Annotated in this window: 18 protein-coding genes; 8 read left to right on the top strand and 10 right to left on the bottom strand. The window is 69.7% G+C overall.

The features are described from left to right. The 5 genes from ABD151_RS20450 to ABD151_RS20430 all read right to left on the bottom strand — a co-directional run. Positions 1–959: serine/threonine-protein kinase (locus tag ABD151_RS20450; protein WP_343996709.1), on the bottom strand; the 959-nt coding region annotated here is incomplete at its 3' end. A 38-nt stretch (positions 960–997) separates the two neighbouring features. Further along, complete coding sequence (locus tag ABD151_RS20445; protein ID WP_343996708.1) at positions 998–1,396, bottom strand: MmcQ/YjbR family DNA-binding protein; 399 nt, start codon at positions 1,394–1,396, stop codon at positions 998–1,000. Between the two features lie 26 nt (positions 1,397–1,422). Then, complete coding sequence (locus ABD151_RS20440) at positions 1,423–2,502, bottom strand: branched-chain amino acid aminotransferase (RefSeq protein WP_343996707.1); 1,080 nt, start codon at positions 2,500–2,502, stop codon at positions 1,423–1,425. A gap of 46 nt (positions 2,503–2,548) precedes the next feature. Next, positions 2,549–3,619 (bottom strand): 3-isopropylmalate dehydrogenase, encoded by a 1,071-nt coding sequence (locus ABD151_RS20435; RefSeq protein ID WP_343996706.1) that lies wholly within the window; start codon positions 3,617–3,619, stop codon positions 2,549–2,551. Between the two features lie 80 nt (positions 3,620–3,699). Next, positions 3,700–3,825 carry a hypothetical protein gene (locus ABD151_RS20430; RefSeq protein ID WP_343996705.1) on the bottom strand — a complete coding sequence of 42 codons (126 nt, stop codon included), beginning with the start codon at positions 3,823–3,825 and terminating at the stop codon, positions 3,700–3,702. Between the two features lie 231 nt (positions 3,826–4,056). Here ABD151_RS20430 and ABD151_RS20425 point away from each other — a divergent pair, with 231 nt between their 5' ends. The 3 genes from ABD151_RS20425 to ABD151_RS20415 are packed head-to-tail and all read left to right on the top strand — an operon-like array spanning position 4,057 to position 6,237. Continuing rightward, on the top strand, positions 4,057–4,623 hold the full coding sequence (locus tag ABD151_RS20425; protein ID WP_343996704.1) for an O-methyltransferase: 567 nt from the start codon (positions 4,057–4,059) through the stop codon (positions 4,621–4,623). Positions 4,624–4,681: 58 nt separating this feature from the next. Further along, positions 4,682–5,299 (top strand): TetR/AcrR family transcriptional regulator, encoded by a 618-nt coding sequence (locus ABD151_RS20420; protein ID WP_343996703.1) that lies wholly within the window; start codon positions 4,682–4,684, stop codon positions 5,297–5,299. Continuing rightward, positions 5,296–6,237: a TauD/TfdA dioxygenase family protein gene (locus ABD151_RS20415; protein WP_343996701.1), complete on the top strand. Its 942-nt coding sequence runs from the start codon at positions 5,296–5,298 to the stop codon at positions 6,235–6,237. The genes ABD151_RS20420 and ABD151_RS20415 overlap by 4 nt, the downstream gene beginning before the upstream one ends. Here ABD151_RS20415 and yczE read toward each other — a convergent pair. The 4 genes from yczE to argG form a co-directional block, all read right to left on the bottom strand. After that, complete coding sequence (gene yczE / locus ABD151_RS20410; RefSeq protein ID WP_343996700.1) at positions 6,162–6,848, bottom strand: membrane protein YczE; 687 nt, start codon at positions 6,846–6,848, stop codon at positions 6,162–6,164. The two genes, ABD151_RS20415 and yczE, sit on opposite strands and share 76 nt — an antisense overlap. Positions 6,849–7,094: 246 nt before the next feature. Continuing rightward, positions 7,095–8,258: a glycoside hydrolase family 16 protein gene (locus tag ABD151_RS20405; RefSeq protein WP_343996699.1), complete on the bottom strand. Its 1,164-nt coding sequence runs from the start codon at positions 8,256–8,258 to the stop codon at positions 7,095–7,097. A 221-nt stretch (positions 8,259–8,479) separates the two neighbouring features. Continuing rightward, a complete protein-coding gene (serA, locus tag ABD151_RS20400; RefSeq protein ID WP_343996698.1) occupies positions 8,480–10,066 on the bottom strand; it encodes a phosphoglycerate dehydrogenase in 1,587 nt (528 codons plus the stop codon). A 213-nt stretch (positions 10,067–10,279) separates the two neighbouring features. Then, complete coding sequence (gene argG / locus ABD151_RS20395; protein ID WP_343996697.1) at positions 10,280–11,716, bottom strand: argininosuccinate synthase; 1,437 nt, start codon at positions 11,714–11,716, stop codon at positions 10,280–10,282. 84 nt (positions 11,717–11,800) lie between these two features. On the opposite strand from argG, the gene ABD151_RS20390 reads away from it, so the two are divergent. From ABD151_RS20390 to ABD151_RS20380, 3 genes are all read left to right on the top strand, one after another. Further along, a complete protein-coding gene (locus tag ABD151_RS20390; protein WP_343996696.1) occupies positions 11,801–12,766 on the top strand; it encodes a zinc ribbon domain-containing protein in 966 nt (321 codons plus the stop codon). 98 nt (positions 12,767–12,864) lie between these two features. Continuing rightward, the gene (locus ABD151_RS20385) at positions 12,865–13,779 is read left to right on the top strand and encodes an ABC transporter ATP-binding protein (protein ID WP_343996695.1); all 915 of its coding nucleotides are present in this window, start codon (positions 12,865–12,867) and stop codon (positions 13,777–13,779) included. Further along, a complete protein-coding gene (locus ABD151_RS20380; protein WP_343996694.1) occupies positions 13,776–14,588 on the top strand; it encodes an ABC transporter permease in 813 nt (270 codons plus the stop codon). Before ABD151_RS20385 ends, ABD151_RS20380 begins: the two co-directional genes overlap by 4 nt. 82 nt (positions 14,589–14,670) lie before the next feature. On the opposite strand, the gene ABD151_RS20375 is transcribed toward ABD151_RS20380, so the two are convergent. Further along, positions 14,671–15,381, bottom strand: coding sequence for a DsbA family oxidoreductase (locus tag ABD151_RS20375; protein WP_343996693.1), 711 nt, complete (start codon positions 15,379–15,381; stop codon positions 14,671–14,673). A gap of 139 nt (positions 15,382–15,520) precedes the next feature. Here ABD151_RS20375 and efeU point away from each other — a divergent pair, with 139 nt between their 5' ends. Both efeU and efeO read left to right on the top strand, forming a co-directional pair. Further along, a complete protein-coding gene (efeU, locus tag ABD151_RS20370) occupies positions 15,521–16,390 on the top strand; it encodes an iron uptake transporter permease EfeU (RefSeq protein WP_343996692.1) in 870 nt (289 codons plus the stop codon). A 23-nt stretch (positions 16,391–16,413) separates the two neighbouring features. After that, on the top strand, positions 16,414–17,592 hold the full coding sequence (gene efeO / locus ABD151_RS20365; protein WP_343996691.1) for an iron uptake system protein EfeO: 1,179 nt from the start codon (positions 16,414–16,416) through the stop codon (positions 17,590–17,592). Positions 17,593–17,633 lie beyond the last annotated feature (41 nt).

Below are 17,633 nucleotides of genomic sequence, written 5' to 3'. Positions count from 1 at the left end.
CCTGCCGGGGGCACCGACGTGCCGAGCGGCGTGGTGACGGCCGTGGCGTGCTGCACGTCGGTGGGCAGGAAGTCGGGAGAGGCCGCGAACGGCATCGTCATCGGCGGCTCGGCGATCGGCGCGGCGGCCGCAACCGGTGCCCCTGTGCCGACCGGAGCCAATGCCTCGCGGACCTGCTTCAAGGTCGGCCGCGCGGCCGGCTCGGGGGCCAGCGCGGCCCGCAGCAGCGGACCGATGGCGGGGTCGAGGCCGGAGAGGTCGTGGTCGCCGCGGCGGACCCGGTCCATCACCGCCATCGTGTGCCCGGTGCCGAACGGCGGGCGACCGAGCGCGGCGAAGGCGACCGTCGTCGCCCAGGAGTGCACGTCACTGGCCGTGGTGGGCTGCTCCCCCGCCAACACCTCCGGCGCGATGTAGCCCGGGGTGCCGAGCAGGTAGCCGGTGCGGGTCACCTGGAGGTCGTCGTCGAGCCGTGCCAGGCCGAAGTCGATGAGCACCGGGTTGCGCCCCTCCATCAGCACGTTGGAGGGCTTGATGTCGCGGTGCAGGACGCCGACGGCGTGCACCGCGGTCAACGCCTCGGCGAGGCCGAACGCGAAGTGCCGCAGGTCGCCGGCGACGATCGGCCCCTCCTCGCGGACGTGGTCGTGCAGGGAGAGCCCGGGCACGTAGCGCGTGGCCACGTACGGGATCGGTCCCCACGGGTCGGCGTCCACGATCTCGGCGACCCGGGGCGAGCGGACCAGGCTCAGCGAGTTGACCTCACGGGCCAACCGTGCGCGCGCCTCGTCGTCACCCACGACGTGGGGACGCAGCACCTTGATCGCCACCCGGGCGCCGCCGGGCTTCTGCCCGAGGTGCACCACGCCCATGCCGCCCTCACCGATCCGCGCGAGCAGGCGGTAGGGCCCGACGTGGATCTCGCCGGGGGGTGAGTTCTCGCTGGTGGCTGTGGACACCCGGCAAATCTACCGGGCCCCGGGTCGGCTCCCGGGCATCACCGGGCGTCGAGCTCGGCGATCCTGCGACGCGGGGCGACCAGGCGGTAGGAGGCATCGATCAGCTCGACGACCTCGTCCCACTCCACGTCGCCGGCCGCCAGGTCGACGCCGCGCCATCCGTAGGGGCCGAGGTAGGCGGGCAGGAAGAAGCGGGGGTCCTCGTCGACTCCGGGCAGCTCCGCAGGGTCGATCTTGACCATCAACGCGGCCGGGATCTGCCGGTGGTCACCGGGACCCAGCCGCTCGGAGCCGCCGAAGATCGCGAAGTTCTTGCCCGCCTTGAAGTTGGGCCGCCCGTGCGAGACGTACTCCTCGGCGCCGGGGTAGGCCAGCACCACAGCACGAAGGCGCACCAGATCAGGATCGTCGTCGTCGAACATGATCGGGTGCGCCATCGTGTTACTCCCTGTGGTCGTCGCCCTCAGCAGACCTGGTGCATCCAGCCGAAGGCGTCCTCGCCGCGGCCGAACTGGATGTCGACCAGGGCGCTGCGGATCTTGTTCGTCAGCTCGCTGCTGCCGTCGCCGGCCTGGGGCACCTCGCCGCCGTCCCACTTCAGCGCACCGACCGGGGTCACCACGGCGGCGGTGCCGCAGGCGAAGATCTCCTTGATCTCACCGCTGGTGACGCCGTCACGCCACTCGTCGATGGAGAGCCTGCGCTCCTCGACGGTGTAGCCCAGGGACTCGGCGATCTTGATGATGCTGGCCCGGGTGATGCCCTCGAGGATGGTGCCGGTCGCCGGGGTAGCGATCCGGCCGTCGGCGAACACGAAGTACATGTTCATGCCGCCGAGCTCCTCGACGTAGGTCGCCTCCTCCGAGTCCAGGAAGACCACCTGGTCGCAGCCGTTGGCGGTGGCCTCCTGCTGCGCGACCAGCGAGCTGGCGTAGTTGCCGCCGGTCTTGGCCGCACCCATGCCACCGCGCCCGGCGCGGCTGTACTCCGTGGTGAGCCAGAGGCTGACCGGCTTGATGCCGCCCTTGAAGTACGACCCGGCCGGCGAGGCGATCACCATGAAGGTGACGTGCTGGCTGGGGCGCACCCCGAGGAACCGCTCGGTGGCGATCATGAAGGGCCGGATGTAGAGGCTCTTCTCGCCCTCGCTGTCGGGCACCCAGCGCTCGTCGACCTTGATCAGCGCGTCGACGGCGGCGACGAAGTCCTCGACCGGCAGCACCGGCAGCGCGAGACGGACGCTGGAGCGCGCCATCCGCTCGGCGTTGGCCTCGGGACGGAACGTCCACACCGACCCGTCCGCGTGCCGGTAGGCCTTCATCCCCTCGAAGGTCTCCTGCGCGTAGTGCAGGACGGCCGTGGCGGGGTCCAGGGTCAGCGGGCCGTACGGCGTGATCCGGGCGTCGTGCCACCCCTTCTCCGGCGTCCACTCGACCGTGAACATGTGGTCGGTGAAGTGCACACCGAAGCCCGGGTCGGCCAGGACCTCGGCGAGGGCGGCGTCCGACGTGGGGCTCTCGGTGAGGGTGGTGCTGATTTCCATGGACATAAAACTATCCGAACCTTCGCTTGGGTTGAGGAGCGCGCTCTCAGCCGAGGAGCGCGGCGATGGCGTCGCCCACTTCGGCCGTGCTGCGCTTGGTGTCGGGGGTGCGAGCCTCGAGGTCGGCCAGGACGGCGGCGTCGACGGACGCGGCGGCGTCGCTGTGACCGAGGTGGTCGAGCATCAGGGCGACGGAGAGGATCGCGGCGGTCGGGTCAGCGATCTGCTGACCGGCGATGTCGGGGGCCGAGCCGTGCACCGGCTCGAACATCGACGGAGCGGTGCGGTCGGGGTTGATGTTGCCCGAGGCCGCCAGGCCGATGCCACCGCTGATGGCGGCGGCGAGGTCGGTGATGATGTCGCCGAAGAGGTTGTCGGTGACGATCACGTCGAACCGCGAGGGGTTCGTGGTCATGTGGATCATCGCGGCGTCGATGTGCATGTAGTCGGTGGTGACCTCGGGGTACTCCGCGGCCACGGTCTCGAACAGGCGCCACCACACGGAGCCCGCGTTGACCAGCACGTTGGTCTTGTGGACCAGGGTGAGGTGCTTGCGCGGGCGGCGCTGAGCGCGGGCGAAGGCGTCGCGGACGACGCGCTCGACGCCGAAGGCGGTGTTGACGCTGACCTCGGTGGCCACCTCGGCCGGGGTGCCGACGCGCAGCGCGCCGCCGTTGCCGGTGTACGGACCCTCGGTGCCCTCACGCACGACGACGAAGTCGACCTCGCCGGGGCTCGCCAGCGGCGAGACCGAGCCGGGGTAGATCCGCGACGGGCGCAGGTTCACGTAGTGGTCGAGCTCGAAGCGGATCTTCAGCAGCAGGCCACGCTCGAGGATGCCGGGCGGCAGGTTCGGGTCGTTGGGCTTGCCGCCGACCGCGCCGAGCAGGATCGCGTCCTGCTGCTTGAGCTCGGCGAGGACCGAGACCGGGAGGACGTCCTTGGTGCGCAGGTAGTTCTCGGCGCCGAGGTCGTACTGGGTCTTGTCGAACTTCACCCCAGCCTTGCCGGCGACGACGTCGAGCACCTTGAGCGCCTCGACCGTCACCTCCTGCCCGATGCCGTCACCAGGGATGACTGCGAGCTTGACCTGACCGGAGTTGATGGAGTTCGTCATGGCGCCAAGATTATGGGATTCGCGCCGTGCCGAGTGGCCCGGCTCCAGCAGGTGAACATCGTCGGTGTCACCGAGGCGGGTCAGTTGTCGTCGGGGGTGAAGCCGTCGTTGTCACGCAGTGCCAGAACCTGCTGGATCGCCTCATGGCTGCGCGGGTTCTCGGGGTGGTGACTGGCAGGGCCCCACTCGGGGTAGTTCTCGTACATGCTCGCTCCTGATACCGATCAGTCGATCGAATGAAGAGGAAGGCCGGTCCCAACGCCGAACGCCGCGGCGAGGTGGCCTTCCGTATCAGGCCCCGCCGCGGCAGTCGACGAATACGAACTGGCTGCGCATGGTGCGGCCACCTTACTCCTGGGTAGTCGGAGCCCGGTAGGGGGCTTCCAGAATCCGTCCACATCGCGGGACGCAAGGACCAGGATGAAAGACTCGACGCCATGAGTGCCCCGCCAGAGCTGCCCGAGATCGTCTCCCGCGCGTTCGACGTCTCCCGCCGAGCGGGGTACGTGTCGTTCTGCCGCAACGAGACCGGTCGCCTGCTGGCCGCCCTGGCCGCCACCCGCGGCGGCACCCTGGCCGAGTTCGGCACCGGCTGTGGCGTCGGCACCGCATGGCTGCGCTCCGGAGTCCGCAACGGGGCTCGGATCCTGACCGCCGAGCTGAACGCCAAGCTGGCCGGCGCCGCCGCAGAGATCTTCACCGACGACCCGCAGGTCGAGGTGCTCGCCGCCGACTGGTCCACGCTGGCCGAGCACGGCCCGTTCTCCTTGCTCTTCCTCGACTCCGGGATCCCCTCCGAGGTGACCGTGGACCGGATCGTCGACCTGGTCGAGCCGGGCGGGATCGTGGTGCTCGACGACTTCGTGCCCTGCGAGATGTGGCCGCCGATCACCGCCGGGCGGGTGGACACCCTGCGCGAGGGCTGGCTCAGCGACGAGCGGTTCACAGCCGTCGAGGTGATGATCGCCCCCGACGCCTCGGTCGTGGTGGCCACCCGGCGCTGACCGACCACCCCGGGCGGGGCCCTTGACAGCATTTAAGGAGTAGTCCTTAAATGCTGTCATGACGCGTTCCCCCCACGATGCCCGCACGAGCATGCTCGATGCTGCGGAGGAGATCGCCGTCGAGGTCGGCCTCGGCGCGATCACCCTGACCGCCGTGCAACGTCGCGCCGGCCAGTCCAACAAGAGCGCCGCCGCCTACCACTTCGGCTCCCTCGACGGCCTGCTCGCCGCCGTCGTCGCCCGCCGGATGGAGCCGATCAACGCGGCGCGTGCCGCCCACCTGGAACGACTGGCGCCGGACGCCGGCGTGGCCGCGCTCGTGGACGCCCTGGTGCGCCCGTTCGCCGACGCCACCCTCCGCGCTCCGGGCAGCCGGTACGCGCGCTTCCTGGCCCAGATCCAGCTGCACCCGGTCTACGGCCCGACCACCATGGGCCTGTCCGAGGCCAGCAGCCTGCGCGAGGTGCAGCAGCGCATCACCGCCCTGCTGCCCTCCTCCCCCGAGCTGGTGCTGGCGCGGTTCGCTGCCGCAGCCAGCCTGATGATCGACACCCTGGCGCGCTGGGAGGGCCAGGGCCCGCCGGGCGAGGACGTCGACCTGCTCTGCGCCGACCTCACCGCCGTCTGCACCGCCGTCCTCAGCACGCCGTCCCCGATGAATGGAGAAGCCCGATGACCACCACCGCGATCCGCCGCACCGCCACCGACCCACTGGTCTACTTCGGCCCGCTGGTCGGGCGCCGCCTGCCCGAGGGAGTCGAGGAGCAGCCGTACGAGCTGTTCGACGTCCGCCCCGCCTCCCCCAGCATCGGCGCCTACGTCACTGGCGTGCAGCTCGACGGCGGGATGAGCCAGGACCTGCTCGACGAGCTGCGCCGCGCGCTGACCGAGTTCAAGGTGCTCTTCTTCCGCGACCAGGCCATCACCCGCGAGCAGCACAAGGCGTTCGCCGCCCAGTGGGGCGAGCTGGAGCAGCACCCGTTCTTCAAGCACACCTTCGGCGGCCAGAACGACGTCGACGTCGCTACGCTCGCCAAGGACGCGATGACCACGGGTGTCGAGAACACGTGGCACAACGACGTCACCTGGCACGAGACGCCGTCGTACGCGGCGGTGCTGCGTGCCGTCGAGATCCCCGAGCTCGGCGGCGACACCCTGTGGTGCGACACCGGTCTGGCCTACGACGTGCTGCCCGCCGAGATCAAGGAGCGGATCGACACCCTGGAGGCCGAGCACGACTGGATCCAGGCCTTCGGCGCCGGGATGGACGAGGCCACCAGGAACACCCTGCGCGAGGCGTTCGGGCCGGTCACCCACCCCGTGGTCCGGGTGCTGCCGGAGTCCGGACGCCGGGTGATCTTCGTGAACTTCGTGTTCACCACCCGGATCCTCGGCGTCAGCCAGGAGGAGTCCGACGAGCTGCTCGGCCTGCTCTTCCGCCATGTGCAGCGCCCGGAGTTCCAGGTCCGGCTCAACTGGGAGAACGACACGGTGGCGATGTGGGACAACCGCGCCTGCCAGCACTACGCGTCGTCGGACTACTTCCCCGCGCGCCGGGTGATGGAGCGGATCTCGGTCGTCGGCGACGTGCCGGTCGGCGTCTCCGGCAGCTGAACCACGACCCACGGCAGCATCAGCTGCGCCAACGGCCCGATGGTCAGCGCGTAGAGCACGGTACCGGCACCGGCCACTCCCCCGAGCACCAGACCGATCACGACGACCGTGATCTCCAGTCCGGTGCGCACCAGCGCCAGGGAGCGGCCGGTGCGCCGGGCCAGACCCGTCATCAGCCCGTCGCGGGGTCCGCGGCCGAACTGGGAGCCGATGTAGAGCGCCGTCGCCAGGCCGTTGAGGACGACGCCGCTCAGCAACAGCAGCACCCGGGCCCACCAGGCGTCGGGCTCGCTGAGCAGCGCGAGCGCGGCGTCGGCCGAGAAGCCGACCACGAACGCGTTGGCGAGTGTGCCCAGGCCGGGCTTCTCCCGCAGCGGGATCCACAGCAGCAGGACGACCAGGCTCATCACCACGACCATCTGGCCGAGGGTGAGGTCGATGTGCCGGATCAGGCCGGAGTGCAGGACGTCCCACGGCGCCAGGCCGAGTGCGCCGCGCACCATCAGCGCCAGCGAGATCCCGTAGAGCACCAGCCCGAACAGGAGCTGGGTCAGCCGCCGGCGCAGGCGGCCCGCGCGCAGCTGCGCGATCGGACCAAGATCGACCAGCACCGGCCCCGCCCTTCGTGGAGTTCCGGGAGTCTGGTGGGCCGCATGGCGCGGTCCTGCTCCCTCCGCAGGACCGATTCCATCACGACCCGGCCAGACCCCCGAAACGCCGGTGACCCTCCCAAGTCGGGTCTATTGATATCCGGCGAAGGCACCCGTTGGCGAGCGTGACGTCAGAGTTTGGTCACCGCGTGCCATCAGAACTGACCGATCGGACAACCTGGTGTCATCCGATCGGTCAGCCTCCGGTCACTTCCAGACCCGGATCCAGTCGACCGACATGGTGGCCGGGTACGGCGTCGTCGCGACCGGCGCGTTGTCGACCGAGCCGAGTGCCTGGGTGAAGGCGACCATGAAGTTCTGCCGGAAGGCGGGGTCCGCCGAGGTGTTCGTCAGGCAGAGCTTGTCGTCGACGAAGATCTGGATCTTCGCGGCCGTCCACTCCAGCCGGTAGGTGTGGTAGCTGCCCCGGGTGCTGCGGCAGTTGTAGGCCGTGGTCTGGTTCGGCCCCGAGGTCACCGAGCGCGGGTTCGCGTCGTAGTGCAGGTACGGGATAGCGAGGTCGGGGTGCGAGGAGTACGTCTCCACGACGTCGATCTCACCGGTGTAGCCGTTGGTGGTGCGCGGGTCGACGTAGAGCCAGAAGGCCTCGTGCAGGCCCGGCGCCGTCGTCGCCTGGCTGCGCATCCGGGCCTCGAAGCGGCCGTAGGTCTGCGAGAAGCGCTCGTAGGTGGAGACCATGCCGGACCAGTACTGGGTCTGGGACTGGCCGTCCGCGCACGTCGACGGCGCCTCGTGCTTGGCCAGCGTCAGCTGCAGGGCGCCGTCACGCACTGCCACGTGGTCGGTGGAGTCCGAGTAGCAGGCGAACTCCTCCGGCGAGCCGGTCGCGTAGCCGTAGACCTGCGGGATCCACTTGGAGGTGTCCAGCGAGGTGCCGTTGAACTCGTCGACGAAGCTGCACGACCACAGCGTGCCGTCGGCCTTGGCCGGCCGGACACCGCAGGCGTCGGTCTGCTTGGGCAGCTTGACCTGCTTGACGACCGCGCTCTGCTTGGGCGCGGTGAACCGGTACCGCTCGGCGACCCGGCTCTGCCGCACGGTCACCTGGAACCGGTGCTTGCGGCTGGTGGCCTGCGCGACCTTGCGCCAGCGCTGGGTCTCGGCCGACCAGCGGTGCACCTTGACCTTGGCCTTGGCGGCCTTGGTCTTCCCCTGCAGCTTGACCTTGGTGCCGGTGACGTCGGCCTGGACGGCCGTCACCGCACTGCGGGCCGGACTCTGCTGTGCTGACGACGCTCTGGCTACGGTGTGACTGTCGGCGCTGACCGGTACTGCTCCCCATCCCACCAGCGCGATCGTGCTGCTCCACACCGTCACGAGCGCAGCACACAGCACATGACGTGCTCCCATGCTCTTTCTCCTTGATAAGGAGAGTCCCCCTTATGCGCCGCAGTCCCCTCCGCGACGGCTCCTCTCCTCACCAACATTAGGTATCGGGATCCGGATCCGCGAATCCTCCTGACCCGAACCCCCCGTTCGGGCTATGGCATTCGAGCCGAGTGGCTGAGCGGCGCGGCAAACGCACGACGCCCCCGGACAGGTGTCCGGGGGCGTCGTTGCCAGCGTGAGGCTCAGCCGAGGTTGGCCGCGCTCACGCTCGCCGCGTTGATCTGGGTCTGGATCTCGGCCAGGGTGGCGGCGTCGATCGCGGTGTCGACGGCCAGTGCGACCAGAGCCTGGCCGCCCTTGGCGTCGCGGGCGACCTGCATGCCGGCGATGTTCACGCCGGCGTCGCCCAGGATGCCGCCGAGGATGCCGACGATGCCCGGACGGTCCTCATAGCGCAGGAAGGCGAGGTGGTCGGTGAGCTCGACGTCGACGTCGAAGCCGTTCACCTCGACCAGGCGCTCCTTCTGGTTCAGGCCGACCAGGGTGCCGGAGACCGACACCTGGTTGCCGTCGGCCAGGGTGCCGCGCAGGGTGATCAGGTTCTTGTGGTCGGCGCTCTCGCCCTCGACCACCAGGCGCACCGCGGTGCCGCGCTCGGCGGCCAGCAGCGGAGCGTTCACGTAGGAGACCTGGTCCTCGACGATGTCGGAGAAGACGCCCTTGAGGGCGGCCAGCTCGAGCACCTTGACGTCGTACTCGGTGATCTCGCCGCGGACCTCGACGTCGACGCTCTGCGCGACCTCGCCGGCCAGCGCGGTGAAGACACGGCCGAGCTTCTCGGTGAGCGGGATGCCGGGGCGCACGTCCTCGGCGATCACGCCGCCCTGGACGTTGACGGCGTCCGGCACGAGCTCGCCGGAGAGCGCGAGACGCACGGACTTGGCGACGGCGATGCCGGCCTTCTCCTGGGCCTCGTCGGTGGAGGCGCCCAGGTGCGGGGTCGCGACGACGTTCTCCAGCTCGAAGAGCGGGCTGTCGGTGCACGGCTCCTTGGCGAACACGTCGAGGCCGGCGCCGGCGATGCGGCCCTCCTTGAGCGCGTTGTAGAGGGCGTCCTCGTCGACGATGCCACCGCGCGCGGCGTTGACCACGATCAGGCTGGGCTTGGCCTTCGCCAGCTGCTCGGTGCCGATCAGGCCCACGGTCTCCGGGGTCTTCGGCAGGTGCACGCTGATGAAGTCGGCCTCGGCCATGAGCGTGTCGAGGTCGACCAGGCGCACGCCCATCTGCGCGGCGCGGCCGGCCTGGACGTAGGGGTCGTAGGCGACGACCTTCATCCCGAAGGCGGAGAGGCGCTGGGCGACCAGGACGCCGATCCGGCCGAGGCCGACGATGCCGACGGTCTTCTCGTACAGCTCGATGCCGGTGTACTTGGAGCGCTTCCACTCGCCGTTGCGCAGCGCGGCGTGGGCCGGGCTCACGTGGCGCGCGGCGGAGAGCATCAGCGCGACGGCGAGCTCGGCGGCCGAGACGATGTTGGAGGTCGGCGCGTTGACGACCATCACACCGCTCTGGGTGGCGGCCTTCACGTCGACGTTGTCGAGGCCGACCCCGGCCCGCGCGATCACCTTGAGGTTGCGCGCCGCGGCCAGGGCCTCGGCGTCGACCTTGGTGGCGGAGCGCACCAGGATGGCGTCGACGTCGGCGATCGCCGGGAGGAGTTCGGCACGGTCCGCGCCGTTGCAGTTGCGGATCTCGAAGTCCGGGCCCAGCGCCTCAACGGTGGCGGGGCTCAGTTCTTCGGCAATCAGGACGACAGGCTTGCTCACAGCTGATTCCTTGATCGAAGTGGGATCTTGCTGCCGCGAGCACTCGGGCTCTGGCAGGTCGCGCACAAACGTGCCCGGGTTCGGGGCCAGACTATCGGGTGGGCGCACTCCCCCATGCCCCGCATCCAGGATGCAGACCCGATCGGCTCAATGTGACCTGAGAGTCCACTCCTGGACGACTTTCGCGCCCTCAGGTCACATTGAGCGTGGGGATCAGTCGGCGCCGAACTCCATGGCGACCGAGTCGCCGGAGTGCTCGACGTCGGCCTCGGCGTCGGCCTCGGGGTTCGCGGTGATCACGTCGGCGCCACCGGCCGGCAGCTCGCCGAAGAGGGTGCCGTTCTCGACCAGCACCTGGCCCTGGTCCAGCGGCTGGTTGGCGTAGGCCTCCAGCTTGGACCGGCTGTCGGCGATGTCGAGGTTGCGCATGGTGAGCTGCCCGATCCGGTCCAGCGGACCGAAGGCGGCGTTCTCGGTGCGTTCCATCGAGAGCTTCTCCGGGTGGTAGGAGAAGTTGTCGCCCTCGGTGCGCAGCACCGTGTAGTCCTCGCCGCGACGCAGCCGCAGGGTGACCTCGCCGGTGACCAGGGAGGCGATCCAGCGCTGGATGGACTCGCGGATCATCAGCGCCTGCGGGTCGAGCCAGCGGCCCTCGTAGAGCAGGCGACCGAGCTTGCGGCCCTCGTTGTGGTACTGCGCGACGGTGTCCTCGTTGTGGATCGCGTTGATCAGCCGCTCGTAGGCGATCCACAGCAGCGCCATGCCCGGCGCCTCGTAGATGCCGCGCGACTTGGCCTCGATGATCCGGTTCTCGATCTGGTCGCTCATGCCCAGGCCGTGGCGGCCACCGATGGTGTTGGCCTCGTGCACCAGCGCGACGGCGTCGGTGAAGCGCTGGCCGTTGATCGCGACCGGGCGACCGGCCTCGTAGCGGATGGTGACGTCCTCGGTCTCGATGACGACCGACGGGTCCCAGAACTTCACGCCCATGATCGGCTCGACCGTCTCCAGCGAGACGTCGAGATGCTCGAGGGTCTTCGCCTCGTGGGTGGCGCCCCAGATGTTGGCGTCGGTCGAGTAGGCCTTCTCCACCGAGTCGCGGTACGGCAGCTTGTGCTCGACGAGGAACTGGCTCATCTCCGCACGACCACCGAGCTCGGTGACGAAGTCGGCGTCCAGCCACGGCTTGTAGATCTGCAGGGCCGGGTTGGCCATCAGGCCGTAGCGGTAGAACCGCTCGATGTCGTTGCCCTTGTAGGTGGAGCCGTCGCCCCAGATGTTGACGCCGTCCTCCATCATCGCGCGGACCAGCTGGGTGCCGGTGACGGCGCGGCCCAGGGGCGTGGTGTTGAAGTAGGCGCGGCCACCGGAGCGGATGTGGAAGGCGCCGCAGGCGAGTGCGGCCAGGCCCTCCTCGACCAGCTGGGGCTTGATGTCGACGGCGCGGGCGATCTCGGCGCCGTAGAGCTTGGCGCGGTCCGGCACGCCGGAGATGTCCGGCTCGTCGTACTGGCCGATGTCGGCGGTATAGGTGCACGGGATGGCGCCCTTGTGGCGCATCCAGGCGACAGCCACGGAGGTGTCGAGACCACCAGAGAAGGCGATGCCGACGCGCTCGCCGACGGGAAGAGACGTAAGTACCTTGGACACGACTCAACTATATACAGACCCCTGCATACTCATGCAATCGGCGATGAGTTCCGAGGCGGAGGACAAACATGTCAGGGTGTTCCCATGACTGTTGAGACCTGCGCGAACTGCGGCGCCCCGCGTGAGCCCGCCGGTACCGCCTTCTGCACCCGGTGCGGAACCCCCTACCCGCCCGAGGCAGCGCCGACGCAGATGGCTCCGCCCGCCGGGCCGCCCGCAGGCCAGCAGCCGCAGCAGCCCGCGTGGGGCCAGCAGCCGCCCCCGCCGTACGGCCAGCCGGGCCAGCCCGGTCAGCCGCCGCAGGGCCAGCCCGCCTGGAACCAGGGCCCGACGCCGACCCAGCAGATGCCGGTCCAGCCCGGCGGCAACTGGGGTCCCCCGCCCGGCGGTCCGGGTCAGCCCGGCCAGCCGTGGGGTCCGCCGCCGCCCACCGGCGGTGGCAGCAACAAGGGCAAGATCGCCCTGATCGTCGGCCTGGTCGTGATCCTGCTGGCCGGCATCGGCACCGCGGTCGCGCTCGTCGTCAGCGGTGACGACGACAAGGACGGCTCGGTCGACAAGACCGCCAGCACCGAGGAGTTCTGCAAGGTCTACAAGCAGTCGGAGGAGTTCGGTGACGACACCGACCTCGACACCGCGCAGGACTGGGCCAGCGACATGCAGGACACCGGCGTCCCCGAGGACATCTCCGACGAGGCCCGCGACGGTCTCGAGCTGATGATCCGGACCTTCAAGGACGCCTCCAGCGCCGAGGAGCTCGACGACGCCGACGAGAAGTTCAGCGAGGACGAGAAGAAGTCGTTCGAGGCGTTCGTCACCTGGGCGATCAAGGCCTGCTACGACATGGACCTCCCCTCCGACATGCCCTCGGTCCCCAGCATCGACCCGAGCGACCTGCCGAGCCTCGCCCCCAGCGACCTGCCCTCCTTCGATCCCAGCGACCTGCCGAGCATCGATCCCAGCGACCTGCCGACCTTCGACCCGAGCGACTGGGAGTCCAGCCTGGAGGACCTCGAGTCACTGCTCTCCGACCTGCCCAGCGTGGAGTAGCCCCTGCGCGACCCTGAGCACCCTCAGGGTCGACTCAGGGTCGCCTCCAGCAGGTTCCCCGATGTGCGCCATGGCCCCGACCCGCGAGAGTCGGGGCCATGATCGTCATCGAGTCCCTCACCCGGAAGTACGGCGGGTTCACCGCCGTCAACGACGTCACCTTCACGGCCCACGCCGGCCGGGTGACGGGATTTCTCGGCCCCAACGGCGCCGGCAAGTCCACCACCATGCGGATCATGGTCGGCCTCACCCCGCCGACCTCGGGCAGCGCGACCATCCTGGGTCGCGCGTTCGCCGATCTGCCCAACCCCGGCCGCGAGGTCGGCGTCCTGCTCGACGCCTCGGCCCAGCACGCCGGTCGCACCGGCCGCGAGATCCTGACCATCGCCCAGCGCACGATGGGACTGCCCAAGAGCAGCGTCGCCGCCACGCTGGCCCGAGTCTCGCTCACCGATGAGGAGGCCGACCGCAGGGTCCGCAACTACTCGCTCGGCATGCGCCAGCGTCTCGGCATCGCCACCGCGCTGATCGGCGACCCCGAGGTGCTGATCCTCGACGAGCCCGCCAACGGCCTCGACCCGGCCGGCATCCGCTGGATGCGCGACCTGCTGCGCGGCTTCGCCGACGACGGTGGAACGGTCCTGCTCTCCAGCCACCTGCTGCACGAGATCGAGGTGATCGCCGACGACCTCGTGGTGATCGGCAACGGTCGGATCGTCGCGCAGGGCAGCAAGGACGAGCTGCTCGCCAGTGCCGGCACGCTGGTGCGCTGCGCCTCCCCCAGCGGGCTGCGCGATGCCCTCGCCGCGGCGGCGATCGACGCCACCGTCCACGCCGACGGCACCGTGCGCACCGACGCCAACCCCACCCAGGTCGGCGAAGTCGCCCTCGCCGCCCGGATCGCCCTGTCCGAGCTGCGTCCCGCCGAGGGCGCAGGGCTCGAGGAGATGTTCCTCGAGCTCACCGCCTCCTCGCAGCGCGAGGGCAACGCCACTCAAGGAGCAGCAGCATGAGCACCAGCACCGTGACCGCCACGCCCGCGGGCGTGCGCCGGACCAAGCCGGCGATCCGCCCGATCTCGATGGGCCGCATCCTCGACACCGAGCTGCGCAAGATGTTCGACACCCGCTCGGGCTTCTGGCTGATGACCAGCATCGGGATCACCGCCCTGATCGCGACCGGCGCCACCATCATCTTCGCGCCCGACTCGGCGTTGGACTTCGAGACCTTCGCCACCGCCATCGGCTTCCCGATCGCGGTGATCCTGCCGATGGTCTCCGTGCTCTCGGTGACCGGCGAGTGGAGCCAGCGCACCGGTCTGACCACGTTCACCCTGATCCCGGACCGCCGCCGGGTGATCGCGGCGAAGTTCCTGGTCACCGTCGCGGTCGGCGTCGTCTCGATGTTCGTCGCGCTGGCCATCGGCGCACTGGGCAACATCGTGGGCACCGCGATCACCGGCACCGACACCATCTGGAACGTGAGCGCCCAGGAGTTCGGCTTCATCGTGCTCGCCAACGTGCTGGGGATGCTGATCGGCTTCATGCTCGGCGTGCTGATCCGCAACTCGGCCGGCGCGATCGTGGGCTACTTCGTCTTCAACTTCATGCTGCCGACCCTGATGATGACGCTCGCCAACCTCCAGGAGTGGTTCCGCGACATCTGGGGCTGGGTCGACTTCTCCTACGCCCAGAGCGCCCTGTTCGACGGCGGCTCGCTGACCGGCGAGCAGTGGGCCCAGCTCGGCTTCACCACCCTGATCTGGATGGTGCTGCCGACCCTGATCGGCCTGCGCCTGCTGCTGCGCTCCGAGGTCAAGTAGTCGATCGTCCCTAACGTTCTGGCTGCCTCACGCCGCGTGTCGGCAACCAGAACGTTAGGGACGACCCCCGAGTTGGGGGATGTCAGATCGCGCAGCCGTCGGGGCCACAGGCCTCGGCGGCTTCGCTGCTGCCGAGCGTGGTCAGCTGCGGGTGCGACTCGCTCCAGGCCTGCCGCAGCGCCTGGGCGAAGAGCTCGACCGGCTGGGCGCCGGAGATCCCGTACTTCTGGTCGATCACGAAGAACGGGACGCCGGTCGCGCCGAAGGCCTGGGCCTGCGCGATGTCGGCGTGCACCTCGTTGGTGAACTCGGTGCCGGCGAGCACCTCGGCCACCCGCGCGGCGTCCAGGCCCGCGGCCTGCGCCAGCTCGCTCAGCACCGCGGGGTCGCCCACGTTGCGGGCCTGCACGAAGTACGCATCGAGCAGGGCCTCCTTCAGCTGGGCCTGCAGCTCGTGTCCGCCGACCTCGGCGGCCAGGTGCAGGAGCCGGTGGGCATCAAGCGTGCCGACATGGAAGGTCTCCCGAAGGCGGAAGAGGAGTCCCTCCTCGGCGGCGGTCGCCTCGACCCGGTCGAACATCTGCGCCACCGCGGCGGGGCCGCCGTAGCGTCGGCCCAAGGCGTCGATGGTGCGCTCGGTCGCCGTCGCCGGCGCCCCGGGGTCGAGCTGGTAGGAGTGCCAGACCACCTCCACCTGATCGGCTTGGGGGAACTCGGCCAGCGCCTTCTCCAGGCGACGCTTGCCGATGTAGCACCACGGACAGACGACATCGGACCACACATCAATACGCACGACCGCTACAACCGGGCGCGCAGACGTTCCATTCCGCCGCTCACCGATGCACGGGGCGAGAAGGATCACCATGGGTGAGACACCCCAATATCGAGGGCAGGGTAGGCAAGCCTAAGAGCCAGGCGTATCGTCTCGGGACGTGCTAGGGAACTTTCTGATCGGACTGCGCGAAGGGCTGGAGGCAGCCCTGGTGGTCAGCATCCTGATCGCCTATCTCGTGAAGTCGGACCGCCGCTCCCAGCTGCCGTGGATCTGGCTCGGGGTCTTCGCCGCGATCGCGCTCAGTGTCGGCTTCACCCTGTTCCTGGGCCTGCAGTCGCGCCAGCTCACCTTCCGCTCGCAGGAGCTGCTGGGCGGCACCCTGTCGATCATCGCAGCCGGCTTCGTGACCTGGATGATCTTCTGGATGGCGAGCGCCGCCTCGCACATCGCCGGCGACCTGCGCGGACGCGTCGACGACGCCGCCGGACGCTGGTGGTCGCTCGCACTGCTCGCCTTCCTCGCGGTGGGTCGCGAGGGCATGGAGACCGCACTGATCCTGTGGTCGAACACCCGCACCGCCACCGGCCGCGACCTGCCCGACGGCGTGCCGACCTCGCACGAGCCCCTGGTCGGAGCCCTGCTGGGGCTGGCCACCGCCGTGGTCCTCGGCTACCTGATGTACCGCGGGGCGATCCGGCTCAACCTGACCAAGTTCTTCACCTGGACCGGCGTCTTCCTGATCTTCGTCGCTGCCGGCGTGCTCGCCTACGGCGTCCACGACCTGCAGGAGGCCGACTTCCTACCGGGCCTGCACAACCTCGCCTTCGACGTCTCCCACGTCATCGACCCCTCGTCGTGGCTGGGCACTGTGCTCAAGGGCGTCTTCAACTTCTCCCCCCAGACCACCTGGGCCGAGGCCGGGGTGTGGACCGCCTACGTGGCGATCGTGCTCCCGCTGTTCATCTGGCGCCTGCGGACCCGGAGCCGCGCCGCCGCCACTCCCCCGGCTCAGACCACTGCGGTCTGACCCTGTCGATGCAAAGGAACGCTGTGAAGAGAATCCACCCCGCCGGCCTGCTGTCGCTGCTCGCCGTCGTCGCCCTCCCGCTGACCGCCTGCGGCACCGAGAGCACCGACGTCTCCTCCGGCAGCGACGGCGACGCCCGGATCATGAGCGTCACCGCCGGCGACGACTCGTGCGAGGTCTCCAAGGCCGAGGCACCCGCCGGGACCCTTCGCTTCAACGTCCACAACGCCGGCGACAAGGTGAACGAGTTCTACCTGGTCGGCGAGGACGGCCTGCAGATCGTCGCCGAGGTCGAGAACATCGGGCCCGGCGCGAACAGCCAGCTCGTCGTCAACGCCCCGGCCGGCAGCTACTTCACCGCCTGCAAGCCGGGCATGGTCGGCACCAGCATCCGCGCCGACTTCGAGGTCACCGCCTCCGACGAGAAGGTCGAGATCTCCGCGGACGAGAAGGAGCAGATCGCGCTGGCGCAGAAGAACTACGCCGCCTACGTGCAGGACCAGTCCGCCCAGCTGCTGGAGAAGACCACCGAGTTCGTCCAGCTCTACAAGGACGGCAAGGACGACGAGGCCCGCGCGCTCTACCCGGTGGCCCGCACCCACTGGGAGCGGATCGAGACGGTCGCCGAGTCCTTCGGCACCCTCGACCCGAAGATGGACGCCCGCGAGGCCGACCTGCAGCCCGGCGAGAAGTGGACCGGTTGGCACCGCATCGAGAAGGACCTGTGGCCCCAGAAGGCCGAGGACTACACCGCGCTGACCACCGCCGAGCGCGCCACCTACGCCGACGACCTGCTCGCCAACACCACCACCCTGGACGGCAAGATCGCCGCACTGAGCTACCCGGTCGACGCGATCGCCCGCGGCTCCAGCGGCCTGCTCGAGGAGGTCGCCACCGGCAAGGTCACCGGGGAGGAGGAGATCTGGTCCGAGACCGACCTGTGGGACTTCCAGGCCAACGTGGACGGCGCCAAGGTCGCCTTCGCCGGCGTCAAGCCGCTGGTCGAGGCCAAGGACCCGGCCCTGGCCAGCACCCTGCAGCAGCGCTTCGACGCGCTGCAGGAGCTGCTCGACGCCCAGCGCGACGGCGAGGGCTTCCGGAAGTACGGCGAGCTCGACAAGGAGACGGTCAAGGAGCTCGCGGACGCCGTCAACGCGCTCTCGGAGCCGTTGTCCCGCCTGGCCGGGGTGGTCGTCCCCTGAACGCGCACCCGAACCGGCTGTCCCGCCGCGCGCTGCTCGGC

This window comes from Nocardioides dubius (assembly GCF_039528155.1).
Taxonomy (GTDB): Bacteria; Actinomycetota; Actinomycetes; order Propionibacteriales; family Nocardioidaceae; genus Nocardioides; species Nocardioides dubius.
This window is presented reverse-complemented; position numbering and strand designations above follow the sequence as displayed.